Origin of the sequence: Cupriavidus basilensis (assembly GCF_000876015.1) — a bacterium.
In the GTDB taxonomy this organism is placed as follows: domain Bacteria; phylum Pseudomonadota; class Gammaproteobacteria; order Burkholderiales; family Burkholderiaceae; genus Cupriavidus; species Cupriavidus basilensis_B.
In genome coordinates this window covers 107,641-125,732 of record NZ_BBQM01000005.1, presented here as the reverse complement: position 1 = coordinate 125,732, position 18,092 = coordinate 107,641, and the positions used below count along the sequence as shown (strand labels likewise).

16 protein-coding genes are annotated in these 18,092 nt (G+C 69.5%); 7 read left to right on the top strand and 9 right to left on the bottom strand.

Translation table 11 applies throughout. The features are described 5' to 3' along the window. Positions 1 to 9: 9 nt before the first annotated feature. The gene (locus KF708C_RS03915) at positions 10 to 777 is read left to right on the top strand and encodes a glycosyltransferase family 2 protein (protein WP_043365282.1); all 768 of its coding nucleotides are present in this window, start codon (positions 10 to 12) and stop codon (positions 775 to 777) included. Here the strand turns inward: KF708C_RS03915 and KF708C_RS03910 are convergent. Both KF708C_RS03910 and dnaE read right to left on the bottom strand, forming a co-directional pair. Beyond that, positions 725 to 1,981 carry a glycosyltransferase gene (locus tag KF708C_RS03910; protein WP_020201017.1) on the bottom strand — a complete coding sequence of 419 codons (1,257 nt, stop codon included), beginning with the start codon at positions 1,979 to 1,981 and terminating at the stop codon, positions 725 to 727. The genes KF708C_RS03915 and KF708C_RS03910 overlap by 53 nt on opposite strands. A 49-nt stretch (positions 1,982 to 2,030) precedes the next feature. Continuing rightward, positions 2,031 to 5,543: a DNA polymerase III subunit alpha gene (dnaE, locus tag KF708C_RS03905; protein ID WP_059410809.1), complete on the bottom strand. Its 3,513-nt coding sequence runs from the start codon at positions 5,541 to 5,543 to the stop codon at positions 2,031 to 2,033. 183 nt (positions 5,544 to 5,726) lie between these two features. Here dnaE and KF708C_RS03900 point away from each other — a divergent pair, with 183 nt between their 5' ends. Continuing rightward, positions 5,727 to 6,572 carry a sulfurtransferase gene (locus tag KF708C_RS03900; protein WP_059410808.1) on the top strand — a complete coding sequence of 282 codons (846 nt, stop codon included), beginning with the start codon at positions 5,727 to 5,729 and terminating at the stop codon, positions 6,570 to 6,572. Positions 6,573 to 6,589: 17 nt separating this feature from the next. Here the strand turns inward: KF708C_RS03900 and KF708C_RS03895 are convergent, their stop codons facing one another. The 5 genes from KF708C_RS03895 to rpsP all read right to left on the bottom strand — a co-directional run bounded on the left by KF708C_RS03895 (position 6,590) and on the right by rpsP (position 9,755). Further along, complete coding sequence (locus KF708C_RS03895) at positions 6,590 to 7,270, bottom strand: NUDIX hydrolase (protein WP_020201014.1); 681 nt, start codon at positions 7,268 to 7,270, stop codon at positions 6,590 to 6,592. A gap of 155 nt (positions 7,271 to 7,425) precedes the next feature. Next, the gene (rplS, locus tag KF708C_RS03890; protein WP_020201013.1) at positions 7,426 to 7,821 is read right to left on the bottom strand and encodes a 50S ribosomal protein L19; all 396 of its coding nucleotides are present in this window, start codon (positions 7,819 to 7,821) and stop codon (positions 7,426 to 7,428) included. Positions 7,822 to 7,896: 75 nt separating this feature from the next. After that, entirely contained in the window at positions 7,897 to 8,706 is an 810-nt protein-coding gene (trmD, locus tag KF708C_RS03885; protein WP_059410807.1) for a tRNA (guanosine(37)-N1)-methyltransferase TrmD, read from the bottom strand. 55 nt (positions 8,707 to 8,761) lie between these two features. Further along, positions 8,762 to 9,460, bottom strand: a complete 699-nt coding sequence (gene rimM, locus KF708C_RS03880; protein WP_059410806.1) for a ribosome maturation factor RimM — start codon at positions 9,458 to 9,460, stop codon at positions 8,762 to 8,764. 40 nt (positions 9,461 to 9,500) lie between these two features. Next, a complete protein-coding gene (rpsP, locus tag KF708C_RS03875; RefSeq protein WP_020201010.1) occupies positions 9,501 to 9,755 on the bottom strand; it encodes a 30S ribosomal protein S16 in 255 nt (84 codons plus the stop codon). Positions 9,756 to 9,900: 145 nt separating this feature from the next. Between rpsP and KF708C_RS03870 the strand changes: the two genes are divergently transcribed. The 4 genes from KF708C_RS03870 (at position 9,901) to KF708C_RS03855 (ending at position 14,839) form a co-directional block, all read left to right on the top strand. Then, the gene (locus KF708C_RS03870) at positions 9,901 to 11,037 is read left to right on the top strand and encodes a PQQ-dependent sugar dehydrogenase (protein WP_059410805.1); all 1,137 of its coding nucleotides are present in this window, start codon (positions 9,901 to 9,903) and stop codon (positions 11,035 to 11,037) included. Positions 11,038 to 11,229: 192 nt separating this feature from the next. Further along, positions 11,230 to 11,637: a hypothetical protein gene (locus tag KF708C_RS03865; RefSeq protein WP_020201008.1), complete on the top strand. Its 408-nt coding sequence runs from the start codon at positions 11,230 to 11,232 to the stop codon at positions 11,635 to 11,637. Positions 11,638 to 11,860: 223 nt separating this feature from the next. Beyond that, the gene (locus KF708C_RS03860) at positions 11,861 to 12,343 is read left to right on the top strand and encodes a TM2 domain-containing protein (RefSeq protein ID WP_020201007.1); all 483 of its coding nucleotides are present in this window, start codon (positions 11,861 to 11,863) and stop codon (positions 12,341 to 12,343) included. A 417-nt stretch (positions 12,344 to 12,760) separates the two neighbouring features. Then, a complete protein-coding gene (locus tag KF708C_RS03855) occupies positions 12,761 to 14,839 on the top strand; it encodes a copper-transporting P-type ATPase (RefSeq protein WP_231586376.1) in 2,079 nt (692 codons plus the stop codon). Positions 14,840 to 14,870: 31 nt separating this feature from the next. Here KF708C_RS03855 and KF708C_RS03850 read toward each other — a convergent pair whose 3' ends face one another. Together KF708C_RS03850 and KF708C_RS03845 are read right to left on the bottom strand one after the other, a co-directional pair. Next, on the bottom strand, positions 14,871 to 15,956 hold the full coding sequence (locus tag KF708C_RS03850; protein WP_059410803.1) for a PA0069 family radical SAM protein: 1,086 nt from the start codon (positions 15,954 to 15,956) through the stop codon (positions 14,871 to 14,873). A gap of 119 nt (positions 15,957 to 16,075) precedes the next feature. After that, positions 16,076 to 16,579, bottom strand: coding sequence for an Lrp/AsnC ligand binding domain-containing protein (locus tag KF708C_RS03845; protein WP_029043186.1), 504 nt, complete (start codon positions 16,577 to 16,579; stop codon positions 16,076 to 16,078). A 109-nt stretch (positions 16,580 to 16,688) separates the two neighbouring features. Here KF708C_RS03845 and KF708C_RS03840 point away from each other — a divergent pair, with 109 nt between their 5' ends. After that, positions 16,689 to 17,993 carry a D-amino acid dehydrogenase gene (locus KF708C_RS03840; protein ID WP_059410802.1) on the top strand — a complete coding sequence of 435 codons (1,305 nt, stop codon included), beginning with the start codon at positions 16,689 to 16,691 and terminating at the stop codon, positions 17,991 to 17,993. Positions 17,994 to 18,092: the final 99 nt, after the last annotated feature.

The window sequence follows — 18,092 nt, the reverse complement described above, 5'->3', positions numbered from 1 at the left end:
ACAAGCTCTATGAAAATCTCAGTCGTACTGATTACGAAAAACGAGGCACACAACATCCGGGCCTGCCTGGAAAGCGTGTCCTGGTGCGACCGCGCGATTATAGTGGATTCGGGTAGCCGGGACGGCACGGTCGAGCTGGCCCGCGGCCTCGGCGCCGAGGTGTTCGAAACCGGGCACTGGCCGGGCTTCGGCGCCCAGAAGAACCTGGCCGTGTCCAAGGCCGACACCGAGTGGGTGTTCTCGCTCGACGCCGACGAGCGCGTCACGCCCGAGCTGCGCGACGAGATCCTGGCGGCGGTCGCGTCCGGCCAGGCCGACGCCTACGAGATGCCGCGCCTGTCGCGCTTCTGCGGCCGCTTCATCCGCCACGGCGGCTGGTATCCCGACTACGTCACACGGCTGTTCAGGCGCGGCCATGCCCGCTTTACCGACGACCTCGTGCACGAGCGCGTGGTCGCCGACGGCCCGGTCGGGAAGCTGGCCTCGCCGCTGCTGCACTACACCTACGACGACTTCTCGCAGGTGCTGCGCAAGGTCGACCAGTACTCCACGCTGGGCGCGCAGCAGGGCTTCGCGCGCGGCAAGTCTGCCTCGCCGGCCGGCGCCGTGCTGCATGGCGCCTGGGCCTTCCTGCGCACCTACCTGATGCGCCGCGGCTTCCTCGACGGCGCGCAGGGGCTGGGCGTGGCGCTGATGAACGGCCAGGCCAGCTATTACAAGTACATCAAGCTGTGGTACCTGCGGCAGAAGACGCAGCCGCAGGAGCCGCGGGGCTAGCCCCGGGCGCCGCGGCCGGCGGCGCGCCCAGCAGGTCGTCCACGCAGGCCGCGAAGGCGGCCGAGGTCGGGCCGAACCCCATCTGCTCGATGTGGGTGGCGGCGAAGGCCAGCAGCCGCGCGCGCAGCGGCGCGTCTTCCAGCCCGCGCCGGATCGCCTCGGCCAGCGCGTGCACGTCGCCGACCGGCGTGAGCAGGCCGGCCTTGCCGTCGGCCAGGATCTCGCGCGGGCCCACCGGGCAGTCGGTGCTCACCACCAGCTGGCCGAGCGCCATGCCTTCGAGCAGCACGTTGGGCAGCCCTTCCATCTTCGAGCTGAACGCCATCAGCCGCGCGTGGCGGATCCATGCGTAGGGATTGGCCTGGAAGCCGGCGAACGTCACCCGCTCGCTGACGCCCAGCTCGCGCGCCAGCGCCTCGAGCCGCGCGCGCGAGGCGCCGTCGCCCACCAGCACCAGGCGCTCGCGCAGGCCGGTGCCGCGCACCAGCGCGGCGTAGGCGTGCAGCAGCGTGGTGAAATCCTTCTGGCTTTCTTCCAGGCGCCCCACCGAAACGATGTAAGGATGGGCCGGCGGCGTGAACGGCGCGTTGCCGAGCGCGCGGATGCGGTCCAGGTCGGTGGCGTTGTACAGGCGCACGAACTTGGCCGCGGCCTCGGGAATCAGCGCGCGCGCGTCGGCCAGCATGCTGTCGTTGAGCACCACGATGCGGTCGTAGTGCTCGCGGCACTGGCGCCGCAGCTTGCGCAGCTTGCGCGGGTTGTCTCGCTCCAGGTGCGCCACGCTGAAGTGCTGGTAGCCGATCATCGGTATCGGCAGGCGGCCGGTCAGCCGCGACAGCGACATGTCGTAGTCGATGGCGAGGTCGTAGCCGCGCGCGATCGCGCGAAAGCGCCGGTTGACCAGCGGCTTGCGCACCGGCGGCAGCAGCACTTCCTCGTAGATCTTGCCCAGCGGGCCGAGCTTGCCGGCCTTCTTCTTCTGCCGGAAATGCGACAGCCAGCGCTCCGGCGCCAGGATGTGGATCTTCACGTCCGGCGGCAGCATGGCGCGGAAATGCGTCTCCAGCGCCTCGGTCGGATAGGTCAGCGTCAGGCCGAGCTCGAAGCGCTCCCGGTCCAGCGAGGCCAGCAGCGACACCAGCGAGGTCTCGATGCCGCCGCGCAGGAAGTGGGTCAGGTGAAAGAGGATGCGTTGCTTGGCCATGCGGGGGCGTGGTGGATCCAGGGGATGACGGACTGCCGGCAACTGCGGATCAGCCGTACAGCATGCGCACGCTGTCGCCGGACAGCGCCGCGCGGAAGCTCGCGAGCGCGTCGTCCGACGGCGTGACCAGCCACTGCCGCCCGAGCTCGGCCTCGCAGCGCGCGCCGCTGGTGGCGTAGCTCACGCGCACGGGCAGGCCCGGCGTGTTGGCCACGGTGGCGAGATACGGCGTGAGCAGCTCGCGCAGCAGCTCGGTCGAGGCGTTGCCGTTGAAGGCCAGCCCCACGGCCTCGGCATAGCGGGCGCGCGCGGCCACCAGGTCCATCACCGATTCGGCGGTGAAGCGCACGCCGCCGGTGAAGGTGTCGTGGCGCGCGTTGCCCTGCACGATCACCAGCTCGTCGTCGCGGAACATGTGGCGGTTGGCGTCGAACAGCTCGTTGAACACCGTCATCTCGATCTGCGCGGTGCCGTCGTCGAGCATCACGATCAGCATCTTGCCGCGCTGCGTCATCTGCGTGCGCATGCCGGTGATGACGCCGGCGATGACCTTGCCGCGCACGTCGCGCCCGTAGCCGCCGCCATTGCCCTGCACTTCCTTTTCCAGCCCGGCCAGCGTGCCCTTGAGGAAGCGCCCGACCTCGTCGCGGTAGGCGTCGAACAGGTGGCCCGAGAAGTAGTAGCCGAGCGCCTGCTTCTCCTCCTGCAGCGTGCGCTTGGGCGGCCAGCGCGGCTCGTCGACCAGTTCGGGGCGGTGCGACGCGCCGGCGTCGGCCATCAGGTCGAACAGCGAGACCTGGTTGGCCGACTCGGCCTTCTGCTCGGCCGCTTCCATCGCGCGCGACACCGAGGCCAGCAACTGGCCGCGGTTGTCGTTGAGGCTGTCGAACGCGCCGGCACGGATCAGCGCCTCGATGGTGCGGCGGTTGACCTGGCGGCGGTCGACGCGCTCGCAGAAATCGAACAGGTCGGCGAACGGCTTTTCCTCGCGCGCGCGCAGGATGTCCTCGATGGCGCCCTGGCCCGAGCCCTTGATACCGCCGAGGCCGTAGCGGATGGTCCTGGCGTCGGTCGGCGCGAAGCGGTATTCGCTGGCGTTGACGTCGGGCGGCAGCACCTTGAGGCCATTGAGCTTGCAGTCCTCGTAGAGGATCTTGACCTTGTCGGTGTCGTCCATCGCCAGCGACATGTTGGCTGCCATGAATTCGGCCGGATGGTGCGCCTTGAGCCACGCCGTGTAGTAGGCCAGCAGCGCATAGGCGGCCGCGTGCGACTTGTTGAAGCCGTAGCCGGCGAACTTCTCCATCAGGTCGAAGATGTCGTCGGCCTGCCCGGCGGTCAGCCCGTTCTTGTCGGCGCCCTCGCGGAACATGACGCGGTGCTGCGCCATTTCCTCGGGCTTCTTCTTGCCCATCGCGCGGCGCAGCAGGTCGGCGCCGCCGAGCGAGTAGCCGCCGATGATCTGCGCCATCTGCATCACCTGCTCCTGGTAGACCATGATGCCGTAGGTCTCCTTGAGCACCGGCTCGACGCGCGGGTCCGGGTACTCCACCTTCTCGCGGCCGTGCTTGCGCGCGCAGAAGCTGGGGATCAGGTCCATCGGGCCCGGGCGGTAGAGCGCCACCAGCGCGATGATGTCCTCGAAGCGGTCGGGCTTGGCGTCTTTCAGCATGCCCTGCATGCCGCGGCTTTCCAGCTGGAACACGGCCACCGTGTTGGCGGTCTTGAGGATGTCGAAGGCGGGGCCGTCGTCGAGCGGGATGTGGCTGCAGTTCCAGTCCGCCCTGGACGGGTCGAGCCGGCGGATGTAGCGCTCGGCCCAGTCGAGGATGGTCAGCGTGGTCAGGCCCAAGAAGTCGAACTTGACCAGGCCGGCCGCTTCCACGTCGTCCTTGTCGTACTGGCTGACCACGCCGCTCATGCCGTCGTTCTGTCCGCCCTGGGTGTAGAGCGGGCAGAAGTCGGTGAGCTTGCCGGGCGCGATCAGCACGCCGCCGGCGTGCATGCCGACGTTGCGGGTCATGCCCTCGACGCGCTGCGCCAGCTCCAGCAGCTGGCGCACTTCCTCCTCGTTGTTCTCGCGCTCGGTCAGCAGCGGCTCTTCCTTCTTGGCCTCCTCGATGGTGACCAGCTTGCCGGGCTTGAACGGGATCAGCTTGGCGATGCTGTCGACGAAGCCGTAGCCGAGGTCGAGCACGCGGCCCACGTCGCGCACGGCGGCCTTGGCCGCCATCGTGCCGAAGGTGGCGATCTGCGAGACCGCGTCCTTGCCGTACTTCTCCTTCACGTAGGTGATGACGCGGTCGCGCCCGTGCTGGCAGAAGTCGATGTCGAAGTCGGGCATCGAGACCCGTTCCGGGTTCAGGAAACGCTCGAACAGCAGCGCGTACTTGAGCGGGTCGAGGTCGGTGATGCCGAGCGCGTAGGCCACCAGCGAGCCGGCGCCGGAGCCCCGCCCCGGGCCCACCGGCACGCCGTTGTTCTTGGCCCAGTTGATGAAGTCCGCCACGATCAGGAAGTAGCCGGGGAAGCCCATCTTGATGATGGTGCCGGTCTCGAATTCCAGCCGCGCGTAGTACTCGGCGCGCCGGGACTCGCGCTCGGCCTCGTCCGGGAACAGCACGGCCATGCGCTTTTCCAGGCCTTCCTTGGCGAGGTGGACGAGGTAGTCGTCGAGCGACATGCCGTCCGGCGTGGGGAACAGCGGCAGGCGCGGCTTGCCCAGCTCGAGCGTGAGGTTGCAGCGGCGCGCGATCTGCACCGCGTTCTCGAGCGCGGACGGGATGTCGGCGAACAGCGCGCACATCTCGTCCTGCGTCTTGAAATACTGGTCGGTGGTGAAGCGCCGCGTGCGCCGCGGGTTGGCCAGCAGCTCGCCCTCGGCGATGCAGGTGCGGGCCTCGTGCGCGGTGAAGTCGTCGGCGGTCATGAACTGCACCGGGTGCGTCGCCACCACCGGCAGGCGCAGCCTGGCCGCCAGCTGCACGGCCTGCTGCACGTAAGCGTCGGTGCCGGGATGGCCGGCGCGCTGCAGCTCGACGTAGAAGCGCTGCGGGAACACCCGGGCCCAGTGCGCGGCGGCGCGCTCGGCCGCGGCGTCGTTGCCGTTGGCCAGCGCCATGCCGATGTCGCCGCTCATGGCGCCGGACAGCGCGATCAGGCCGGTGGCCAGCGGCAGGCCCTCCTCGCCGGGCTCGTCGAACCAGCCGGGTTCGATCTCGGCGCGGCCGCGATGCTGGTTGGACAGCCATGCGCGCGACAGCAGCATGCACAGGTTGAGGTAGCCGCGCCGGTCCTGCACCAGCAGCAGCAGGCGCGCCGGCTTGTCGCGGTCTTCGGCGTTGGTGAGCCAGACGTCCGCGCCGACCACCGGCTTGACGCCGCCGCCGCGCGCTTCCTTGTAGAAGCGGATCAGGCCGAAGGCGTTGGCGAGGTCGGTCAGGGCGAGCGCGCCCATGCCGTCGGCCGCGGCGGCCTCGACGGCGGCATCGAGGCGCACGATCCCGTCGACGACGGAGTATTCGGAATGGAGGCGGAGATGAACGAAGCGAGGTGCAGACATGGACGTGATTGTACCGGCTCGGCATGGCCGCGCCTGCCTTCTTTGCAGGCGCGCCGCGCCGGCATGCCCGAGCGGGGCGCTCGGGCAAGGCCGCCGCACGGCCTCCGAGGCGCTATAATTTCGCCTTTCCAATCAGGCAGTTACCGCGCGGCCGCAAGGCGCGCGGCCGGGCGCGCCTCCGCTATGCAGATCGTCAACATCTCCGCTTATAAATTCGTCACGCTGGACGATATTCCGGCCCTGCGCCCGGACATGCGCGCGCGCTGCGAGGCCCTGGGCCTGAAGGGCACCATCCTGCTCGCGCCGGAGGGCATCAACATGTTCCTGGCCGGCAGCCGCGCGGCCATCGACGGCTTCATGGGCTGGCTGCACGCCGATCCGCGCTTCGCCAACATCGCGCCCAAGGAAAGCCTGTCGGAGAGCCAGCCCTTCAAGCGCATGCTGGTGCGCGAGAAGAAGGAAATCATCACCATGAAGATGCCGCTGATCCGCCCCGAAGCCGGGCGCGCGCCGGCGGTGCGGCCGGTGGACCTGAAGCGCTGGCTCGACCAGGGCCACGACGACGCCGGCCGCCCCGTGGTGATGCTCGACACCCGCAACGATTTCGAGGTGGCGGTCGGCACCTTCACCCACGCGGTGGACTACGATATCGCCAAGTTCAGCGACTTCCCGCCCGCCATCGCCGCGCACAAGGCGGCATTCGAGGGCAAGACCGTGGTGTCGTTCTGCACCGGCGGCATCCGCTGCGAGAAGGCCGCCATCCACATGCAGGAAGCCGGCATCGCGCATGTCTACCAGCTCGAGGGCGGCATCCTGAAATATTTCGAGGAAGTGGGCGGCAGCCACTACCGGGGCGACTGCTTCGTGTTCGACTACCGCACCGCGCTGAATCCCAGCCTGGAGCCGGCCGGCCCCAAGCAGTGCTTCGCCTGCCGCGCCGTGGTCACGCCCGAGGAACAGCAGAGCCCGCACTACGTGGTGGGCAAGAGCTGCCCCCACTGCATCGCGCAGCGGCAGGCGGCGGCCTGAACCGAACGCGGGCGGCTTCAGGCCGCCAGCAGGTGGTAGAGATTGCGCAGCATGCCGGCGGTGGCGCCCCAGATGAAGCGGTAGCCGCCGTTCTCGCGCGGGAACGGCATGGCGTAGAACAGCCGTTCGCCGTCGACCCAGCGGAACAGGCGCCGCTGGTGATGGGATGGGTCCATCAGGAAGCCGAGCGGCACCTCGAACACGTCCGCCACCTCGCGCGCGTCGGGGCGCAGCGTGAAGCCGCTGCGGACCAGCCCGACCACGGGGCTGACGTGGAATCCGGTGCCCGTGATGTAGTCGGGCAGCGCGCCCAGCACCTCCACGTAGTCCCGCACCAGCCCCACTTCTTCTTCCGTCTCGCGCAGCGCGGTGTCCACCCGGTCGACATCCGACGGCTCGTGGCGCCCGCCCGGAAAGCTGATCTGCCCCGCGTGGGCGCTGAGGTTGGCGTTGCGCTGCGTGAGCAGCACCGTCAGGCCGTCCTCGCGCTCCACCAGCGGCACCAGCACGGCGGCGTCGCGCAGCGCCACGCTGCGGTCGTAGATGCGCGATTCGTCGGTCAGCTCGGGCGCCCACGCCGGCGGCGACTTGAGCCGGTGGCGCACGAAGTCCGGCCGCAGGCGCACCTCGGGCAGGGCCGGATGGCTGCTATCGGTGGAGACGATGGGTAGGGTTTCGGGATCGAAGGCGGGACGCATATCGCCTCGCAGTATGACAGATGACGGGCAAAACCGTCTTTGCGCGATGCAACAGGACGCTTTGCCGGACGGCTTGCGCGGACCCATGCAAAAAGGGCACCCGGAGGTGCCCTTCTTGCGCAGCCACGGCCGGCGGACCGGCCACGGCAACCGGCTTACTCGGCTGCTGCCGCCTTGGCGGGTGCTGCCTTGTATGCCAGCTTTTCCTTGATACGCGCGGACTTGCCCGAACGCTCACGCAGGTAGTACAGCTTGGCGCGGCGGACGTCGCCGCGGCGCTTCACTTCGATACCGGCGATCAGCGGCGAGTACAGCTGGAACGTGCGTTCCACGCCTTCACCCGAGGAAATCTTGCGCACGATGAAGGACGAGTTCAGGCCGCGGTTGCGCTTGGCAATCACGACGCCTTCGTAGGCCTGCACGCGCTTGCGGTTACCTTCCACCACGTTCACGCTGACGATCACGGTGTCGCCGGGTGCGAATGCGGGGATGGTCTTGTTCGCGGTCAGGCGCGCGATTTCGTCTTTCTCGATCAGCTCGATGAGGTTCATCGTTTCTTCTCCTTGTCCATCATGCCGGCGTTGTATGCCCCGGGCGTTGCCCGGGCCCCGGCAGAGGATGGGGTTTCACTTGACGGGAGCGAACTCCCGCCCTTCATTCGCCAGCCACGCCGACAGGAATTTCTCGTCGGCGCGGCTGAGCAAACCTGCGCTGCGGGCGGCCCCGATCAGGTCGGGGCGCTTCCTCGCAGTGTTGGCGAGCGCCTGCTGGCGCCGCCACTTCTCGATCTCGGCATGATGGCCCCCGAGCAATATCTCGGGCACCCGCATGCCTTCGTATTCTTCCGGCCGCGTGTAGTGCGGGCAATCCAGCAGGCCGTTGACGAAGCTGTCCTGCACCGCCGACTGCGCGTCGCCGAGCACGCCGGGCAGATGCCTGACCACCGCGTCGATCACCGCCATCGCCGGCAGCTCGCCGCCCGACAGCACGAAATCGCCGAGGCTGATTTCCTCGTCCACGCGCCGCTCGATCAGGCGCTGGTCGATGGCCTCGTAGCGCCCGCACAGCAGCACCAGCCCGGGGCGCTGCGCCAGCGACATCACCTTCGCGTGCGTCAGCGGCGCGCCCTGCGGCGACATCAGCACCACATGCGGCTTCACCGTATCCGCCGCACCCGCCTGGGCATCGGCCCGCGCCGCCTGCTGGGCCGCGCAGGCCGCGTCGATGGCGTCCTCGAGCGGCCTGGCCAGCATCACCATGCCAGGGCCGCCGCCATACGGGCGGTCGTCGATGGTACGGTAGTTGTCGGTGGTGAAATCGCGCGGATTCCAGGTGCGCAGCGCATAGCGCTGCTGCTTCGCCGCCCGGCTGGTAATGCCCCAGTCGGTCAGCGCGCGGAACATCTCGGGAAACAGCGTGATCACATCGAACTGCATCCGCCTCTCCCTTGGCTTGCCCACCGGGCCCGGCCCGGCGCCTGTCACCAGGCGCTCAGTAATCCAGCCCCCAGTCGACCACCACCTGCCGGGCCTTGATATCGACCGAGCGCAGGAAGGCATCGACAAACGGGATCAGGCGCTCGCCGGTCTTGCCGTCGGGCAAGGCATGCGCCACCTGCAGGATCTGGTGAGCCCCGTTGTCGATCAGGCCGGACACTTCGCCCAGCAGCTCGCCCTGTTCGTTGGACACGGCGCAGCCGATCAGATCGACCCAGTAAAACTCGTTCTCGTCCGGCGCGGGGAAATCCTCGCGGCGGATCCATACACGACGGCCCTTGAGCGCTTCGGAGTGGCTGCGGTCGGACACGCCGACCACCTGCGCCACCACCGTGCCGCTATGCTCGCGGGACTGCGCGATCTTCACGCACAGGGCTTCGGCGCTCACCGCGCCCGCCGCGCCCAGCACGCCGGCCGGCGGCTTGAGCAGCCACCAGCGGCGCGCGTGCAGCAGCGCGCTGGCATCGTCGGCGTGCGGCTGGATCTTGATCCAGCCCCGGATTCCGTATGCGGCGCCGACGTAGCCGACTTCGATCAGGTCGTCCGGCAACGCGTCGGTGTACGCCAGCGCGGCCGGCAATCCGGCCTGCGGCCTGGGCGCCGGCTTCTGGCCGGCGGACTGCGGACGGGCCGCGGGTTCCAGCGGCACATTCAGCGGCCGCCGCGCCGGGGCGCCTTGCTTGCGTTCGGTCACGTGTCGTCTGCCACGCGTCGCGAAACGCGCGTCACAGCAATCAGGCAGCGGCCTTGGCGGCGTTCTGCTTGACCAGGCGGGCCACGGTCGGCGACATCTGGGCGCCAACGCCGGTCCAGTAGGTCAGGCGGTCCTGCACCAGGCGCAGGCCTTCTTCGCTGGCGCCGGCCAGGGGATTGTAGAAACCGATACGCTCGATGAAACGGCCATCGCGACGGTTGCGCGAGTCAGCGGCGACGATGTTGAAGAACGGGCGCTTCTTGCTGCCACCGCGAGCCAGACGGATTACGACCATGGGTGTGATTCCTCAGAAAACTTGATGTTCGAACACGAAACACAAGAGTATAGCCCAAATCCCGAGGCCAAACAAACACTTAGAGCGATTGACGCGACACCCCGCCACGGGCATCGTGGCGAAAACCCCGACAGGAGAGCATCGCATGCGTTCCTACCTTCACATTCGCGCCCGCCGCGCCCTGCTGGCGGGCTGGCTTGCCGCCGGCGCCTGGCTCGGGCATGCGGCCGCCGCCGGCGCCGCCGAGGCCTTGCCGCTGGACCGCATCAAGCTGCCGCCGGGCTTTCGCATCGAAGTGCTGAGCCAGGCGGTGCCCGAGGCGCGCGGCATGACCATGTCGCCGGCCGGCACGCTGTTCGTGGGCACGCGCGGCGAAGGCAAGGTGTACGCCATCGCCGCGCCGCTCGCCGGCAACCCGCAGGTGCGCACCGTCGCCACCGGGCTGACCATGCCGGTCGGCGTGGCGTTCCGCGACGGCGCGCTCTATGCGTCCTCGACCTCGCGCATCGTGCGCATCGACGGCGTGGAAGCCCGCCTGGACAATCCGCCCGCGCCCGTCGTGGTGAGCGACCGCTTTCCCAGCGAAACGCACCACGGCTGGAAATTCATCGCGTTCGGCCCGGACGGCTATCTCTACGTGCCGGTCGGCGCGCCGTGCAATATCTGCAAGCCGGACGAGAACCGCTACGCCAACATCATGAAGATGAAGCCCGACGGCAGCGACCTGCAGGTGGTGGCGCGCGGCGTGCGCAACACGGTCGGCTTCGACTGGCAGCCCGGCACGCGCGAGCTCTGGTTCACCGACAACGGCCGCGACAACCTCGGCGACGACGTGCCCGACGACGAGCTCAACCACCTCGCCCGCGCCGGCCAGCACTTCGGCTATCCGTACTGCCATGCCGGCGACATCGCCGACCCGGAATTCGGCAAGCAGCGCGCCTGCGCCGAGTTCGCGCCGCCGGCGGCCAGGCTCGGCGCCCACGTTGCCGCGCTCGGCATGCGCTTCTATGCCGGATCGCAATTTCCTGCCGAATATCGCAACAATATCTTTATTGCCGAACATGGCAGCTGGAACCGCAGCCAGCCGGTCGGCTACCGCGTGGTCCGGGTGGTGCTCGACGGGCGCGGCCAGGCCGTGCGCAGCGAGGTGTTCGCGCAGGGCTGGCTGCAGGACGGCCGGCCGTGGGGCCGGCCAGTCGACGTGCAGGTGGCCCCCGACGGCTCGCTGCTGGTCAGCGACGACATGGCGGGCGCGATCTACCGCATCCGCTATGCGCCATGAAATGGGCGCCGCGAAATAAGCGCCGCCAAATGAAGCACGCCGGGGTTTCATCGCTGCGTCATGACGCGGCAGCGGGGGCGAAACAATCCGTTACACCGGTAACGGCTTTTGCATAGGCGCGCCGGATGCGCGTGCGTACCATGATTCCATCTTCCGACAACATCGCCGCGCGACAGGAAACTGGGATTCCGCATGTTCCCCCGCACTCTCCTGCGCGACCCGGTGGCGGGCATCCTGCTGGCCGTGCTTCTGCTCGGCCTCAGCGGCGCCGGCCATGCCCAGGTCGCGTTCTGGCAACATAGCCGGCCCGACGGCCGGAGCCTGGCCAATGCCCGCGCGCAGGCGGGCCAGGGCGGCTGGGAAATGGCCAGCGTGCGCGCCGAACGACAGGATCATGTGCGCGCCCAGATCGAACGCATGGAAGCGCGCGCGCGCGCCGACGACCGCCTCAGCGGCCGCGCGCTGCCGCCCCAGGAACGCGAGGACGAGCGCGCCCGCCCGTCCGAGCGCAGCGCGCAGGCGGACCCGGTGCGCGGCGAGCAGCGCAACTCCGGCGTCGGCCCCGGCTGGCAGGCGCGCGGACGCGACGGCGGCCGCTAGCCGGATCGCCGGATCGGGCGCCGCGCCCGGATTTTCCCGCTTTTACGCCCTTCCCCCCGATTGCCGATCCGCCCCGCGCGCGCCGCGGCGGCGGCGCGCCCGTGCGGCATCGTGCGCATTGCCGGCATCATGCGGCGGCGTACAATGAGCGCCGGCGCCAGCACGGCTGGCCCGTGACCGCCCCCGCCGGCAGGTTCCGCCGGCCCTCACTTCGTCGCTGCCCATGCCCGTCGCCACCCAAGTCCCCGCCGCCGCCAAGACCGCCGCCACCGGCAAATCCAAGCTGGCCACGGTCGCCCTGGCCTTCCTGTGCGGCAGCCTCGGGCTGCACCGCTTCTACCTGGGCGGGCTGCGCGACAAATTCGGCTGGGCCCACCTGCTGGCCACGCTGGCCGGCGCCATCGGCGTGGCGTCGATGCAGACCGGGGCCGGCTCGCCCGCGCTGAACTGGACCTTCGCGGTGGCCGGCGGCACCTCGCTGATCGCCGCCTTCCTCACCGCCATCGTGTACGGGCTGCGCGCCGACGACAAATGGGACGCGCGCTTCAACCCGCACGGCCAGCCCACCCGCTCGGGCTGGCCGGTGGTGATCCTGGTCATCCTGTCGCTGCTGATCGGCACCGGCCTGCTGATGGCCGGCCTCGCCATCAGCTTCCAGACCTTCTTCGAATCCCAGGTCGAGGCGGCGCGGGCGCTCTCGCAGTAACCGCGGCCACGCGGCCCGCCGCCCAACGCGGCCATGCGCCGCGCCTTCCCGTTCCAGCCAGCCACGCGGCGGCCCGCCGCCGCCATGACGCCGCCATGACGCCGCCATGCCGTCGGTTCGCCACGGTTTGCGCCACATCAGCAAGCCGCCGCGCGATGCGCCTATGATGCCAACGCCGGCGCGCGACAGGCGCGCGCGTGGCCCAACCGAAAGGAGCGCCGCCGAATGGACCGTCACGAACCCGCGCAGGGCGAAACCCATCAGCACGTCCATCCGCCCCAGGACGGCGGCATGGGCGCCGGCGGCCATCCGCACGACCACGACCATCACCACCATCACGCCCACGCGCCGGCGCCCGCCCCCCGCCAATCCCCGGACGCCGCGCCGGCGCAGGAAGGCACCATCTACACCTGCCCCATGCATCCGGAGATCCGGCAGGATCATCTCGGCAACTGCCCGAAATGCGGCATGACGCTCGAGCCGCTCATGCCGGAACTGGAAGCGGAGGAGAACCCCGAGCTGGCGGACTTCCAGCGGCGCTTCTGGTGGACCCTGCCGCTGACCGCCGTGGTGTTCGTGCTGGCCATGTTCGGGCACCAGCTCGGCTGGATGGCGGCCGCGACGCAAAGCTGGGTCGAGCTGGCGCTGTCCACGCCGGTCGTGCTGTGGGCGGGGTATCCGTTCCTGGCGCGCTGCGTGCGCTCGTTCGCGCAGCGCAGCCCCAACATGTGGACGCTGATCGGCCTCGGCACCGGCGCGGCCTATGTCTACAGCGTCGTCGCCACGGTGGCGCCGGGGCTGTTCCCGCAGGACTTCGCCATGCATGGCCGCATCGGCGTGTATTTCGAGGCCGCCGCGGTCATCATCTCGCTGACGCTGGTCGGCCAGCTGCTGGAGCTCAAGGCCCGCTCGCAGACTTCGGCGGCGATCCGCTCGCTGCTCGGCCTCGCGCCGAAGACGGCGCGCCGCCTCAACGCCGACGGCAGCGAGGAAGATGTGCCGCTGGCCCACGTGCACGTGGGCGACCGCCTGCGCGTGCGGCCGGGCGAGAAGGTGCCGGTCGACGGCGTGGTGGCCGAAGGCGGCAGCTCGGTCGACGAGTCGATGATTACCGGGGAGCCGATGCCCGTGACCAAGCGCGCCGGCGACCACGTCATCGGCGCGACCATGAACGCCACCGGCAGCCTGGTCATCGTGTCCGAGAAAATCGGCTCACAGACCGTGCTGTCGCAGATCGTGCAGATGGTGGCGCAGGCGCAGCGCTCGAAGGCGCCGATGCAGCGCATGGCGGACAAGGTGGCCGGCGTGTTCGTGGCCGTGGTCATCGCCGTCGCCGTGCTCACGTTCCTGGCGTGGGGATTGTGGGGCCCGCAGCCAGGCTGGGTGTACGGCCTCATCAACGCCGTCGCGGTGCTGATCATCGCCTGCCCGTGCGCGCTCGGGCTGGCGACCCCGATGTCCATCATGGTCGCCAGCGGCAAGGGCGCGTCGAACGGCGTGCTGTTCCGCGATGCATCGGCCATCGAGAACCTGCGCAAGGTCGACACGCTGATCGTCGACAAGACCGGGACGCTCACGGAAGGCCGCCCGGCCTTCGAGCGCGGCCTCGGCATCAACGGATTCTCCGACCAGGAAGTGCTGCGCCTGGCGGCCAGCCTCGACCAGGGCAGCGAACATCCGCTGGCGGCCGCGCTGGTCGAGGCGGCGCGCCGGCAGAACCTGCCGCTCGACACGGCCGCGGATTTCGAGTCGGGCACCGGCATCGGCGTGCGGGGCACCGTGGCGGGCCGCAAACTCGCGCTCGGCAATACCGTGCTGATGGCGGCCGCGGGCGTCTCCGCCGCCGCCCTCAGCGAGGCCAGCGACGGCCTGCGCGCGCAGGGCGCGAGCGTCATGTACCTGGCCGTCGACGGCACGCTGGCCGGCCTGCTGGCGGTGTCGGATCCGATCAAGGCGACCACGCCGGAAGCGCTGCGCAGCCTGCAGGCGCAGGGCATCCGCGTGGTGATGGCCACCGGCGACGGCGTGGCCACGGCCCGGGCCGTGGCCGGCAAGCTGGGGATCGGCGAATACCACGGCGAGGTCAGGCCGGCGGACAAGCTGGCGCTGGTCGCCCGGCTCCAGCAGGAAGGCCGCGTGGTGGCGATGGCCGGGGACGGCATCAACGATGCGCCGGCGCTGGCCAAGGCCGACGTCGGCATCGCGATGGGCACCGGCACGGACGTGGCCATGAACAGCGCCCAGGTCACGCTGGTGAAGGGCGATCTGCGCGGCATCGCCCGCGCCCGCAAGCTGTCCGAAGCGACCATCCGCAACATGAAGCAGAACCTCGGCTTTGCCTTCGTCTACAACGCGCTGGGCGTGCCGCTGGCGGCCGGCGTCCTGTATGGCGCGACCGGGATGCTGCTGTCGCCGATGTTCGCCGCGCTGGCCATGAGCCTGAGCTCGGTGTCGGTGGTCTCCAATGCGCTGCGCCTGCGGCGCGCGGCGGTGTAGGCCAGCGAGGGCGGACACCGCGCGCGGCGCGTCAGAACAGCGACTGCTGCGCGGACGGCGGCTCCGGCACGCGGAACAGGTCGGCCCGCAAGGGCGGGCGCTGCTGGTTGAGCCCGAAGCGGCGGCAGGCCTGCGCGAAGCGCTTGCCGACCAGCTCGGCGAAGATGCCGGTGCCGCGCATGCGCTGGCCGAACTCGGACTGGTTGTGCTTGCCGTCGCGGATCTGCTCGATCAGGCTCATGACGTGGCGGCGCCGCCCCGGGTAGTGCTGCTCCAGCCATTCGACGAAGAGGTCCCGCACCTCCAGCGGCAGGCGCAGCATGACGTAGCCGGCCGCCCCGGCGCCGGCCCCGGCGGCGGTCTCGAGCACGCGCTCGATGTCGAAGTCCGTCAGCGCCGGAATGATCGGCGCCACGATGACGCCGGTGGGAATGCCCTGCCCGGCCAGGCGCCGCACGCCCTCCATGCGCCTGGCCGGCGTATTGGCGCGCGGCTCGAGCCGCCGGGCGATGTCCGCGTCGAGCGTGCCGATCGAGACGTAGACCCGGGCCAGGCCCTTGGCCGCCATGCGGGCGAGGATGTCGGCGTCGCGCGTGACCAGCGACGATTTGGTCGTGATGGCCACCGGATGGTTGAATTCCTCCAGCACCTCCAGGATGGCGCGCGTCAGCCGGTGCTCCCGCTCGATCGGCTGATAAGGGTCGGTATTGGTGCCGAGCGCGATCACCGAGGGCACGTAGTGCTTCTTGCTCAGTTCCCGCCGCAGCAGCTCGGCCGCGTTCGGCTTGGCGAACAGTTGCGTCTCGAAGTCCAGCCCCGGCGACAGCCCGAGGTAGGCGTGGGTCGGGCGCGCGAAGCAGTACGAGCAGCCGTGCTCGCAGCCGCGGTAGACGTTGATCGACTGGTCGAACGGGATGTCGGGCGACTGGTTGCGCGTGATGATCGATTTCGCCGCTTCGAGGACCACGATGGTCTTGCGCGGGGGCAGTTCGCCGTGGGCTTCCAGGACCGCCGCGAGGCCGTCGTCGTCGGGCTCGCGCGACCAGCCGTCGAAGCGGGATTCGACGTTGGAAAGCGCCCCGCGGCCGCGCTGGAAACCGGTCTTGAGTGACGCCATGACAACTCCTGCTGCGCGTTACGATGTACTGTATAAATATACAGTATCGAGGCGCCGCATGCAGGTTTTCCGGGCGCGTGGCGGCGCGCGGGAAAGCGCCGCGGGCTGGCGGGCCGCCCTCAGGCGAGCGGCGCCTTTTCGTCGACGGCGATCGCCAGCGTCTCCTTGATTTCCTCCATCACCACGTAGCTCTTGGACTGCGCGGCGCCGGGCAGCTGCAGCAGGATGTCGCCGAGCAGGCGGCGGTACTCGCCGATCTCGCGGATGCGCGCCTTGATGAGGTAGTCGAAATCGCCGGACACCAGATGGCATTCGAGCACTTCCGGGATGCGCGAGACCTCGCGGCGGAACTGCTCGAACATGTTGCCGGACTTGTTGCCCAGCGAGATCTCCACGAACACCAGCAGGCCGCTGCCCAGCAGGGCCGGATTGAGCCGCGCGTAGTAGCCCATGATCACGCCGTCGCGCTCCATGCGCTTGACCCGCTCGATGCAGGGCGTGATGGTCAGCCCGACGGCCTCGGCCAGCTCTTTCATCGACATCCGCCCGTCGGCCTGGAGCAGCGCCAGGATCTTGCGGTCCAGCCGGTCGAGGCTGCGCACCGGTTGCCGGCTCGTTCTCATGAGTAGTTCCTGTTTCCTTGAAAATTACAATAACTATGACTGCATATATTTAAATAGTATAGAGAGAATTACTTTATCCACCCTCTTTTTTGGTTTCGAGCCCCCGACTATGCGAGTTCTCGTCCTTGGCAGCGGTGTAATCGGCGTGACAAGCGCCTGGTATCTGGCCCGCGCCGGCCACGAAGTCACCGTGATCGACCGCGAGGCCGCGCCCGCGCTCGGCACCAGTTTCGCCAACGCCGGGCAGATCTCGCCCGGCTACGCATCGCCGTGGGCCGCGCCCGGGGTGCCGCTCAAGGCCATCAAGTGGATGTTCCAGGAACACGCGCCGCTGTCGGTGCGCCCGGACGGCACGCTGTTCCAGCTGCAGTGGATGTGGCAGATGCTGATGAACTGCTCGGCCGAGCGCTACGCCACCAACAAGGAACGCATGGTGCGGCTGGCCGAGTACAGCCGCGACTGCATCCGCGCGCTGCGCGCCGATACCGGCATCGCCTACGAAGGCCGCCAGCAAGGCACGCTGCAGGTCTTCCGCACGCAGGAGCAGCTCGACGGCGCCGCCAAGGACATCGCCGTGCTCGAGCAGGCCGGCGTGCCCTACCAGTTGCTGTCGCGCGGGGATCTCGCCGCGAGCGAACCGGCGCTGGCCGCGGTCAGCCACAAGCTGAGCGGCGGCCTGCGGCTGCCTAACGACGAGACCGGCGACTGCCAGTTGTTCACCACCCAGCTCGCGGCGATGGCCGAGGGCCTCGGCGTGAAGTTCCACTACGACCGCACCATCGACGGGCTGCTGACCCGCGGCGACACCGTCACCGGCGCGATGATCGGCGGCCAGCCGGTGACGGCCGACCTCGTGGTGGTGGCGCTGGGAAGCTGGTCGACGCCGTTCCTGAAGAACATCCTGCCGGGCCTCTCGAACCTGCCGGTCTACCCGCTCAAGGGTTTCTCCATCACCGTGCCAATGGCCGACGCGGAGCGCAGCCCGGTGTCGACCGTGCTCGACGAGACCTACAAGGTCGCCATCACGCGCTTCGACGACCGCATCCGCGTGGGCGGCATGGCCCAGATCGTCGGCTACGACCGTTCGCTGGACCCGTCCAAGCGCCGCACGCTCGAGCACGTGGTGACCGACCTGTTCCCGGGCGCCGGCGACGTCAGCCGCGCCACCTTCTGGACCGGCCTGCGCCCGATGACGCCGGACGGCACGCCCATCGTCGGCCCCACGCCGCTCAAGGGCCTGTGGCTCAACACCGGCCACGGCACGCTGGGCTGGACCATGGCCTGCGGCTCGGGCAAGCTGCTGTCGGACCTGGTGTCCGGCACCTCGCCGGCCATCCGCGCCGACGACCTGTCGGTGACGCGCTACCTCAAGCAGCCGGGCGCGCGCGCCGCGCACCGCCCCGCGGTGGCCTGAGCGGCCGGCCAGGCCGGCTTGCGGTCTCCCTTCTCCGGTCTGCACGCCGCGTGCGGGAACGGGGAGAAAACCCTCGGCGCGCGGCGCGTTAAACGGCGC

Excerpts from the sequence above, each read along its gene's own strand:
- KF708C_RS03855 (WP_231586376.1), top strand. The coding sequence starts at position 12,761 with ATGCATCCGGAGATCCGGCAGGATCATCTCGGCAACTGCCCGAAATGC.
- KF708C_RS03860 (WP_020201007.1), top strand. The coding sequence starts at position 11,861 with ATGCCCGTCGCCACCCAAGTCCCCGCCGCCGCCAAGACCGCCGCCACC.
- KF708C_RS03845 (WP_029043186.1), bottom strand. The coding sequence starts at position 16,579 with ATGAGAACGAGCCGGCAACCGGTGCGCAGCCTCGACCGGCTGGACCGC.
- KF708C_RS03915 (WP_043365282.1), top strand. The coding sequence starts at position 10 with ATGAAAATCTCAGTCGTACTGATTACGAAAAACGAGGCACACAACATC.
- KF708C_RS03850 (WP_059410803.1), bottom strand. The coding sequence starts at position 15,956 with ATGGCGTCACTCAAGACCGGTTTCCAGCGCGGCCGCGGGGCGCTTTCC.
- rplS (WP_020201013.1), bottom strand. The coding sequence starts at position 7,821 with ATGAACCTCATCGAGCTGATCGAGAAAGACGAAATCGCGCGCCTGACC.
- KF708C_RS03870 (WP_059410805.1), top strand. The coding sequence starts at position 9,901 with ATGCGTTCCTACCTTCACATTCGCGCCCGCCGCGCCCTGCTGGCGGGC.
- KF708C_RS03840 (WP_059410802.1), top strand. The coding sequence starts at position 16,689 with ATGCGAGTTCTCGTCCTTGGCAGCGGTGTAATCGGCGTGACAAGCGCC.
- KF708C_RS03900 (WP_059410808.1), top strand. The coding sequence starts at position 5,727 with ATGCAGATCGTCAACATCTCCGCTTATAAATTCGTCACGCTGGACGAT.
- KF708C_RS03910 (WP_020201017.1), bottom strand. The coding sequence starts at position 1,981 with ATGGCCAAGCAACGCATCCTCTTTCACCTGACCCACTTCCTGCGCGGC.
- rpsP (WP_020201010.1), bottom strand. The coding sequence starts at position 9,755 with ATGGTCGTAATCCGTCTGGCTCGCGGTGGCAGCAAGAAGCGCCCGTTC.
- dnaE (WP_059410809.1), bottom strand. The coding sequence starts at position 5,543 with ATGTCTGCACCTCGCTTCGTTCATCTCCGCCTCCATTCCGAATACTCC.
- KF708C_RS03865 (WP_020201008.1), top strand. The coding sequence starts at position 11,230 with ATGTTCCCCCGCACTCTCCTGCGCGACCCGGTGGCGGGCATCCTGCTG.
- trmD (WP_059410807.1), bottom strand. The coding sequence starts at position 8,706 with ATGCAGTTCGATGTGATCACGCTGTTTCCCGAGATGTTCCGCGCGCTG.
- KF708C_RS03895 (WP_020201014.1), bottom strand. The coding sequence starts at position 7,270 with ATGCGTCCCGCCTTCGATCCCGAAACCCTACCCATCGTCTCCACCGAT.